9 protein-coding genes and 1 pseudogene are annotated in these 8,994 nt (G+C 51.3%); 6 read left to right on the top strand and 4 right to left on the bottom strand.

Annotated elements, in window-relative coordinates; translation table 11 throughout:
- Together MKMG_RS09420 and MKMG_RS09415 are read left to right on the top strand one after the other, a co-directional pair.
- Positions 1 to 1,396, top strand: a 1,396-nt coding sequence (locus MKMG_RS09420) for a WD40 repeat domain-containing protein (RefSeq protein ID WP_216842899.1), incomplete at its 5' end; no start/stop codon positions are given.
- A gap of 47 nt (positions 1,397 to 1,443) precedes the next feature.
- Positions 1,444 to 1,668 (top strand): annotated as a pseudogene (locus MKMG_RS09415) (hypothetical protein); the annotation flags it as partial.
- A gap of 4 nt (positions 1,669 to 1,672) precedes the next feature.
- Here MKMG_RS09415 and MKMG_RS09410 read toward each other — a convergent pair.
- From MKMG_RS09410 to MKMG_RS09395, 4 genes are all read right to left on the bottom strand, one after another.
- Entirely contained in the window at positions 1,673 to 2,056 is a 384-nt protein-coding gene (locus MKMG_RS09410) for a DUF3467 domain-containing protein (protein WP_165077536.1), read from the bottom strand.
- A 2-nt stretch (positions 2,057 to 2,058) separates the two neighbouring features.
- Positions 2,059 to 2,547 (bottom strand): hypothetical protein, encoded by a 489-nt coding sequence (locus tag MKMG_RS09405; RefSeq protein ID WP_165077535.1) that lies wholly within the window; start codon positions 2,545 to 2,547, stop codon positions 2,059 to 2,061.
- A 78-nt stretch (positions 2,548 to 2,625) separates the two neighbouring features.
- A complete protein-coding gene (locus MKMG_RS09400) occupies positions 2,626 to 2,928 on the bottom strand; it encodes a hypothetical protein (RefSeq protein ID WP_165077534.1) in 303 nt (100 codons plus the stop codon).
- Between the two features lie 61 nt (positions 2,929 to 2,989).
- Positions 2,990 to 4,606 (bottom strand): putative manganese-dependent inorganic diphosphatase, encoded by a 1,617-nt coding sequence (locus MKMG_RS09395; RefSeq protein WP_165077533.1) that lies wholly within the window; start codon positions 4,604 to 4,606, stop codon positions 2,990 to 2,992.
- 161 nt (positions 4,607 to 4,767) lie between these two features.
- Here MKMG_RS09395 and MKMG_RS09390 point away from each other — a divergent pair, with 161 nt between their 5' ends.
- The 4 genes from MKMG_RS09390 (at position 4,768) to MKMG_RS09375 (ending at position 8,863) form a co-directional block, all read left to right on the top strand.
- Positions 4,768 to 5,244 (top strand): pyridoxamine 5'-phosphate oxidase family protein, encoded by a 477-nt coding sequence (locus MKMG_RS09390; protein WP_165077532.1) that lies wholly within the window; start codon positions 4,768 to 4,770, stop codon positions 5,242 to 5,244.
- Between the two features lie 261 nt (positions 5,245 to 5,505).
- The gene (locus MKMG_RS09385) at positions 5,506 to 6,672 is read left to right on the top strand and encodes an RNA-guided endonuclease TnpB family protein (protein ID WP_165077530.1); all 1,167 of its coding nucleotides are present in this window, start codon (positions 5,506 to 5,508) and stop codon (positions 6,670 to 6,672) included.
- Positions 6,673 to 6,780: 108 nt separating this feature from the next.
- Positions 6,781 to 8,493: an ABC-ATPase domain-containing protein gene (locus MKMG_RS09380; RefSeq protein ID WP_174235651.1), complete on the top strand. Its 1,713-nt coding sequence runs from the start codon at positions 6,781 to 6,783 to the stop codon at positions 8,491 to 8,493.
- 1 nt (position 8,494) lies between these two features.
- Positions 8,495 to 8,863, top strand: coding sequence for a YigZ family protein (locus MKMG_RS09375; protein ID WP_165077529.1), 369 nt, complete (start codon positions 8,495 to 8,497; stop codon positions 8,861 to 8,863).
- Positions 8,864 to 8,994 lie beyond the last annotated feature (131 nt).

The following is an 8,994-nucleotide window of genomic DNA, read 5'->3' as shown; positions in this document are numbered from 1 at the left end:
AAATAGTCGTATCACAAAGCCTCAGGCATATGATACGCTGAAGTATCGGGTGGTGAATGATATGAAACTGTTTGATGCGTGTATGCCTGCCTTCAGGCATGCGCCGGTATATATGATCCTGCTCATTGCCATCGCTGGATGCGTGGCAATGGCCGGGAGTGCAGCGGCGGCATCGCCTACTGCAACAGAGATGTGGACCTATTCCCAGCCGACGAACATGTATGACTGTGACATCTCCCCTGATGCACAGTATGTGGCGGGCGGGACATACAACAACAAAGTGTTCCTGCTCACGATTGAAGGAGAACATCTCTGGACGGCTGAGACAGGCTCTCCGGTCTGGGGTGTGGCCGTCTCCCGTGGCGGTGCGTGTGTTGTGGCAGGCACCGATATCGGGGATCTTCTGGTCTACGATCATGAAGGGACGTTGCTCTGGTCCAAACGCTTCAGGGGCAAAGTAAACGATGTGGATATATCTGCAGACGGGTCTGTTATTGCAGTGGCCTGTGCCGATGCAAAGGTCTACCGCTACACAAATCTGGGATCAGAGGTCTGGGCCTACAATATGAACTCGGCTGTTCTCTCGGTATCTGTTACAGAGGACGGCAGCCTCATCGGGGCCGGGACAAAGGAATTTCTGATAACGGTTCTGGACAGTGAGGGGCAGAAGGTCTGGAGCTACCGGATAAACGGGCAGGTGTTTGGCCTTGACCTCTCCCCGGACGGGACATACCTGATCGCAGGAGGTAATGATGCCTATGTCTATGTCTTTGATAATACCGGAAAAATCGTGACACAGATGCGGCCGGTATCCACGGTCAATGATGTATCTGCCGCACTGCAGGGGGCATACTTTGCACTGGGACGCGGGGACGGTATCACGACCATCTATGGCACAGACGGACAGCTGGTCACCCAGGTGTCTGCGTCTGCGTCGGTAAACAGCGTCTCTCTCTCACCACTGGGCGGCGCCCTTGCGGTCGCCTCATCTGACGGCAAACTGTATCTCTACTCCCTCCCGGCGCCGGCAGTGCCGGTGACTCCGGTGGAGACCGCCACCCCCTGCCCGACCCGGGTAATCGACCCCTGTGCAGAGGGTATTTTATCATTCTCGTCGGCACCATCGGGTGCAGACGTCTATATCGATAATGCGGCAAAAGGCATTACGCCGGTGAACCTGCCCATGCAGGCGGGGCAGTATCAGGTGCTGATACGTCTTGACGGCTATAATGACTGGACAACGACCATTAACCTGCTTCCGGGAGACACGGTGAATGTGGTCGCACAGATGACGGCCACAACGCCTGTATCCACACCAATACCTGCGGGGTTCCTGCCGGTGCTGGCCGGGTTAATCCTCGCTGCTGTTCTTCTCCTGCGGCGGCAGGATGAATAATCATTTTTTGGCTCTGTTGAAACCCTGTTGCTGAACGTTCATTTCCAAAGGGAAATATCCATTCCGGAAAATACAGGCAGGATATGTATTCTGACTTCGATGATGAGTGTTGTCGTGAAAGAAATAAAATCGAAATGGCATTTTCAGTCCTCAAAAGAAGATTTGGAGAGGTGCTGAAGGCACGAAAATATCGGCGTCCGGTCAGGGAGATCAAAATCAGACTGATCTTCCATAACCTTACAACAGAGCCGAAAAAAGGAACAGAATCCTGAAATATTATATTTGATTTCTGGCAGATATCTGCTCAGCCTTTGTTGAAAGTGTTGTTTCCTGCTCATCCTCAGGATTATAACATTCCATTCCACCATCGGAATGGACTGTCTTTAAAATCCCGGAGAGGGCTTTGGAAAGCTTTTGGGCCGCCGAGTGGGACATATATATTCTGGTCCCTTTTATGTGCATCTTACCGTCATCTTTTTTAATTCCCGGCATCTCCAGAAAATCAATGTACAGATCACGGTGGGTTACCTGCACATATGCGAGATTGGAATACGCACTGGAAGAGATGTCCGTCATCAGATCTTCCTTTTTATATGCATACATCTCACTGATGTCGATTGTCATTGATTCGGTATTTGCTGTCTGGGTATTCTCGGTCATATCTATGCACTCACTGAAATTACTTTGTATTCATTATTATCTGTGCTCATTATTTCGGGACTGGTTTTCCAGTTGTCAGCATTTGCGATTGCTTTTGGTTCATATTTTTCCCTGAGCACTGAATTGTAATAATCACCGACTGCCATGTTCATGCAGTCTGTTCTGTTACGATCATCAAGCATTGCATATGCCAGAAATGAAAGGGCTGCAAATTTTTTAGATTCGACTCTGACTCTGTATGCCGGGTGCTTTTCATCGTCTTTCTTCTCTATAAGGCCAAGGATGGATAATTTTTTAAGAGCATCATAGATGGATTTTTCAGATTTTCCCGTTATATCTACGAGATATTTTGGACGATAATCCATGGTGGGGTCTGCAACCAGTTCTTCAACAACGGATGCAAGTACGGTGTCGCCAAATAAACCTCCATACGGCTCGTTCAGGTACGTCTCTTCTTCTAAAGATAATACCGGCAACTCTTTTTTTGTCATCTTCTCTCTCTCTCTCTCTCCGGTATTGATTAGTTAGAGCGCACCAGCAATAAATAATTACTTGTATCATGTAATTTTTTACAAGGAGATCCAATGCCTGTGGTGAGGTACTTCAAGATCATAATATGTCATCCACTGGTCGGCCCAGACCTTATCCACAAGTTGTATTACCTTATTTCCATTGCCTGTCTGTGCAATGCGAACATTCTCTTCACCCACCCGTTTTATGAATTCTTTTGCAGTAAATCCATTTTCCTGGCACTTTCGTTCACAATCTTTTGCTTTTCTCATTGCGCCTCTCTTTTTTAGCCATCCCAGAAAAACTGCCCCATTATAACCGGGATCCGGTCCTTTTGGATATGTATTGTATGGATCTGACATATTATCCTGTAATTAAAAAAATGATTTTGTATACCCACACAATTCAGCGAAGAGCCAATAATCATATATTTTTCAGCAGTGTTCCGAGATAAGGAATGAAATCATTCTTGCGTGACATCACTCCTTTCATCGTGACAGGGGTGTCTGCCAGCTCCAGACTTTCAAGAAGTGCAGCAGGTGCCGATGCAAAGACCATGCTTCCGTCTTCAAAGACACTGGTAAAGAGCGCCAGGAATATGTCAAGGTTCTGCGCTGAACGGATGGAATCTGCCTCTCTCGTGATCTCTTCTGTGTGCGTTTCAGCGAATTCATAGGTGGGCACCATCACCTGTGATATGGCGATGGATTTGCCGAATAGTTCATATGCCTTCATGTCGGCTGTCAACAGGTCACGCACAGGGGCGTCGCCAAAGTCCATGCCTTTGCGCATCAGTTCAGTGCCGTAGTCCTCCGGGTCGGTGGAGGTTAAATCTGCGAGGTATCTGACTGCCGCCAGGTCCTGATCGGTTGTTGTGGAGAGGCGCAGGACAAGGGTGTCAGAGAGGATGCCTGAGAGAAGAATGCCTGCGGTCTGGAAGTCAGGGTCAGTGCCTGACTCCATGTATTTCCCGGCAATGATGGTGCAGGTTGAGCCGACCGGGTCGTTGAAGAACCGTATTGGTCTGAGGGTGGTGATGGCGCCGATCCGGTGGTGGTCGATTATTTCAAGAATTTCTGCCGTCTCAATACCGTCGACTGCCTGGGCATATTCATTATGGTCAAGGAGGATCACCTGTTTTGCCACATCCTGCAGGAAGGTGTTTCGCGAGAGCATGCCGAGATACTGGTTGTCTTCACCCACGATACAGGCAGTACGATAGCGTGATTCCGAGACCAGGTGTTTGGCGTAGTCAATGGTGGTGTCTCTTGTGATCACCGGGCAGTCGGTTGCCATCACATTGCGTGCGGGCAGGGAGAGGTTGATCATCTTTCCGACACCGAAGGCATCAAGGCTCGTTGAGAGGACGGCAACGCCCCGTTCTCTGGCGTCCCGGATGGCCCGTTCCCCCACCGGTGCGTTATCGGCAACGATGAGGGCGGCAATGCCTGCTCCAATCAGGGCAAGCTGTACGGGTTCATTGTCACCCACAATGGCAATGTCATTCTTCGTGAGCCGTGAGAGGGTGACGTGCAGGGCATCAATTGCAGTGTAGACCTTGCCCTCGATGAGGTCGTCAGAGGGGACGACGATGGTGCCGTTTAATATCCGGGTGAGATTTTCAAGTGTGATCGAGGCAAACGAGAGCTGTTCAATCTTCTGGCGGGTGACATAGGTGCGTGCCAGGCCATACTCACTGAGAATTCCCAGAAACCGGCCCTTTTCATCGGTGAGCGGATAATTACGCACATCATGGGCGGTCATCAGATCTGCGATGTCGATTGTCGGCAGGTCGGCCGGAGCGCTCATGGTATAGGTGAACGGCATATCCGAAACACTCGGGACGAGACTCTCGATGTACTCGGGGGCTTTGCAGCCGAATGTCTTCAGTGCAAAGGCAGTCTCCGGATTGACCGGCCCGCAGCGTGCCGCAATGTATCTTCCGGGTTCTTTTCTGTTCAGGTATGCTGCATACGCAAGAACGCTGCAGATACTGTCTGTGTCTGGTTTTTTGTGCCCGATGATGTAAACCTGATTCATGCCCGTCTCCCTGATGAGGTTGATTGCATGTAATTTGACCGGTAGACAGATATGTATTATGTGGGCAGGAGAGAACCGTGTCTCCTGCTTCTTATGGTTTAAATCAAATCATTTTATTACTATGAATACATAAATCCGGTGTATAAGTCGTGAGGTGTGAGATGGAGATTATCAAAATTCCGCACATGAAAAAAGAGGAATATGACGAACTCATCCGTGAAGGATGTGTTTCGAGAATTGCCTTTCAGGGAGAGAAGTATCCCTATATTGCACCGTTTATGTACGTGTTTGACGGAAGATTTCTCTATTTCCTGTCAACGAAGTACGGCAGAAAAAACGATCTCTTCAAAAAGAGCCCGTATGTTTCGGTTGAGGTGGAACGCTACTCTGTGGATATGTCCTGTTATACCTTTGTCACCATGCAGGGGCGTCTGGTGCAGGAAGAGGATGCCATCACCAAGAAGAAAGTGCGGAAGATGTTCTTAAACCTGATTGATGATCATGCTCTCTCACATAATATCCTTGCGGCGTTTGGACATGACCCCTCAGAACCGGCTGAGTCAATTCTCGAAGAGGAGCGCTCAAATATATGGAAACTCACAGGTGTGACAGATATTGTGGCACTGAAGAATCTTTAGTACTCATATGTTCTATTCAGAAGGATGCCTGGGAACAGGAACAACATTATGTCTCCCTGTATGAGACGAACAAGATCCTGACACAGTGGAAGGAGAGAGAAGCCTGAGTTGAAACAAGTCTATTCTCAAGTCCTCCAGAACTGTCAGATGCGCGTGGATCTTGCCTTCAACTCTCCCCACAAGGAGTCCCTGGCCTTCAGGCCGGGGATGAATTGTGTTCACGCGATAAGTAATATATGCTATTGGGTGTGCCTATAATATGTGCTCACCGTAAAGACGATCACCCTCAAACTGGACTGTCCCGATACTGGTATTCTCGACCAGACGGTTCAGACATATACTAATGGGATGAATTATGTTTCTGCGGTCGTGTATAATCTTGGGAAACCGAAAGGATCTGTCGCCCTTCAGAAGGGAGTATATCCCACTCTTAGGGAGGCATACGGTCTAAAGTCACAGATGGCTTGCAACGTAGTTCGACAAGTCACGGGGACATATCGTACACTTCAGCAACAGATAAAAATTAAGAAATCTGAGTGGCAGGAAATCGAATTTGCGCCCACTACCATGACATGCTCATTTAAACGGGATTTTACGATAAATGGAGATCAGATCGGCTTAACCACTCTTGAAGGCCGGAAGATATTCAGATACTTCCGGTATCCCTACATGGAAAAATATCTCGACAATTCCTGGAAATTCGGCGCATCCAAACTGGTGAAACACCGGGATGGAACGTATTACTTCCACCTATGTTGTGAAAAAGAGGCAGACACCAAAGAGATTACAGAGTCATCAACCTTTATGGGTGTCGATGTCGGTCAGAATTTCCTTGCCGTTGCATCGACAACCGATAAGAAATGTAAGTTTTTCTGTGGCGGTGAAGCCAAGAATCTCCGAAACATCTATTCTAATATGCGAAAACGATTACAGTCAAAGGGCACCCGATCAGCAGCGAGGATGTTGAAACATCTCTCCGGTCGGGAAAGACGGCTTATGACAGACATGAATCATCGTGTATCAAAGGAGATTGTTGAGTTTGCTGTTCAGAATGATGTCGATGTAATCGGATTGGAGGACCTCACGGGAATTCGAGATACTACAAAAACCCACAAAAAACGGAGATATACTCACCACTCCTGGGCATTCTATGAACTTCAGATCTTTATCGAGTATAAAGCAAAAGAGAAGGGCATAACGACAGTCTACATCGACCCGGCTTATACGTCACAAACATGCCCCAGATGTAAACATATTAGCAAGAACAACAGACACAGGAAATCATTTGTTTGTGAATGTTGCGGTTTTGCTCTTCACGCCGATCTTATTGGTGCCCGGAACATTGAGTCCCGAGCACGCACTGTCAGGTATAACCTGGAAGTGCAGGGGTGCAGTTCAACCACCCATACGGGAACTATCTACGGATAGAGGCCCAAGCCCCGGTCTTTAGGCCGGGGTAGTTGACAGCCTTGATGCCCCGGTGAGGACGATGACGGGAGCGCTTATTGTCCCTCCTGCCGACTCTTTTTTGTATATATGACAGTGATTCAGCCTGCAGAGAGCCTTCGGGGAATTCTTCGCCGCATTGACGGGAAAAGCTACGGGTATTATGGTGACATCAGGGGTCAGTATCAGTTTGATTCTTTTGTGCTCTGCATTGACCATGTGCAGAAGGACCCGTTTGCCTCGCCGTCCCGGGTGCGGGTGCTGGTTGGTTCTGCGGCGGCCGGGTTTGCCCGCGATATGTGGGACACGGCACCGCGTCGCCGGGGGCTCTGTGATTATCTCACCCGTGCCTTCTGTCAGGCGGCTGGCAGGGGCAGTGCACGGTCCGGCAGCGGGAAGAGTGGCCTTATCGCAATGGATGAGCCGGGGCAGGAGATTTTGGAACGGACGTCTGTCTCTGTCAGTGACTCCGGTGTTGAGGGACGCTGTGTCGTGGGTCTGCCGGCCTGCGGGCGCAGGATTGCCGGGCGGGAGGCGGAACAGATATTCTTTGAGCGTCTGCCTGCCTTGGTCGAAGCGTCTCTTCTTCTGCGGGCTCATGATTCAGATCGTCTGTACCATCATATCGGGGTTTCAGAGGATGCTGATATACTCCGTGGTGCACTGAGGGAGCAGCACCTCGTCGCATTTGTGGCAGACGGCGCCGTACTGCCGCGGGAGAGCGGTGCGAGCGACCGGCCGATGAAGCGTGCCGATGTGGTGCCGTTTGCCACGCCGCCCGCCCTGCGGGTGGAGGTTGTGGTCCCGAATGCGGGTAGCCTGACGGGGATGGGCATTCCCGCAGGCGTGACCCTGATTGTGGGTGGCGGCTACCACGGCAAGTCCACACTGCTTGCCGCCATCACGGCCGGGGTGTATACCCATATCCCCGGCGACGGGCGTGAGTACGTGGTGAGTGACCCTGCGGCGGTGAAGATTCGTGCCGAAGACGGCCGGCGGGTGGAGGCGGTGGATATCTCGCCATTTATCACCGGCATTCCCGGCGGAAAAGATACCCGTTCCTTCTCCTCAGAGGACGCGAGCGGCAGCACGTCGCAGGCGGCCAATATTATGGAGGCGCTCGAAGCCGGTGCCCGCCTCTTCTGTATCGATGAGGATACCAGTGCCACGAACTTCATGATCCGCGACCGGAGGATGCAGGCCCTTGTCGCAAAGGAGCATGAACCGATCACCCCCTATATCGACCGGGTGCGTGAGCTTTATACAGAATACAGTGTCTCCTCGGTGATCGTCATCGGCGGGTCGGGTGACTATCTCGATGTGGCGGATACGATCATCTGCATGGATGCCTACCGGACGTACCTGGTCACCGAAGCGGCCCGTGAAATTGCAGCAGCATATCCGACCGGCCGGATCTCTGAGACAGATCAGCCGTTTCCCTGCTTTCATGAGCGGATCTTTGACGCCCGTTCCTTCTCACCTGCCAAAGGCAGGCGGGCAGTGCGGATTCAGGCCCGCGGCAAAGGGACGATTGTCTTCGGGACAGCCGATATCGACTGCTCCGCGGTCGAACAGATTGTTTCAGAGAGCCAGACCCGTGCCATCGGTGATGCCATATGGTATGCGGTCCGGTATATGGACGGGTCTGCCACCGCAGCAGAGGTGGCGGCACGTGTGACGAAGGATATCGAAACAGAGGGGCTTGATATCCTTTCCACCCGGAAGCGTGGGGATTATGCGGCGTTCCGCTCTCTTGAACTGCTGATGGCCATCAACCGCATGCGCACCCTGCAGGTCCGGTAGCATGTGGGAGGAGCAGGGCGCCTCCCTTCTGGTGGTAAAAAAGTCCCGGTTTTATGCCCACCTCTATGAGGTATCATCTGTTGAGGATGTGCAGGAGATACGGGTGATGCACCGGAAGAACTACCGCAAGGCCGCCCATCACTGTTATGCCGTCCGGCTGAACCAGCCGCAGGTTTGTCTGGAGCGGTTCGGGAGCGACGGTGAGGTGGGACGGCCGGGGCATGTCCTCCTCCACCTGCTGCAGCGGGAAGAACTCGCGTCGCATCTCATCGTTGTCTCACGCATCTTCGGCGGCATCAAACTCGGGCCCGGCAATGTCTCGCGTGCCTTCCGTGATGCCGCAGCAGATGCGGTGGCCGGGAGAGGATAGGCAGCCCCCCAATCAGAAAATTTTATTTTCCTCTGTAGATTGCAGGAAGCGCTCAATCTCCTGCCGGAAAACCGAGAAGTCCCCGATATGCTCCTGCAGTATTGAAAAGGCAAGCGTGTCATCGATTGCCC

Source organism: Methanogenium sp. MK-MG, from assembly GCF_009914725.1.
In the GTDB taxonomy this organism is placed as follows: domain Archaea; phylum Halobacteriota; class Methanomicrobia; order Methanomicrobiales; family Methanomicrobiaceae; genus Methanogenium.
Note: the sequence above shows the minus strand (reverse complement) of the source record. Positions and strands in the feature narration are given on the sequence as shown.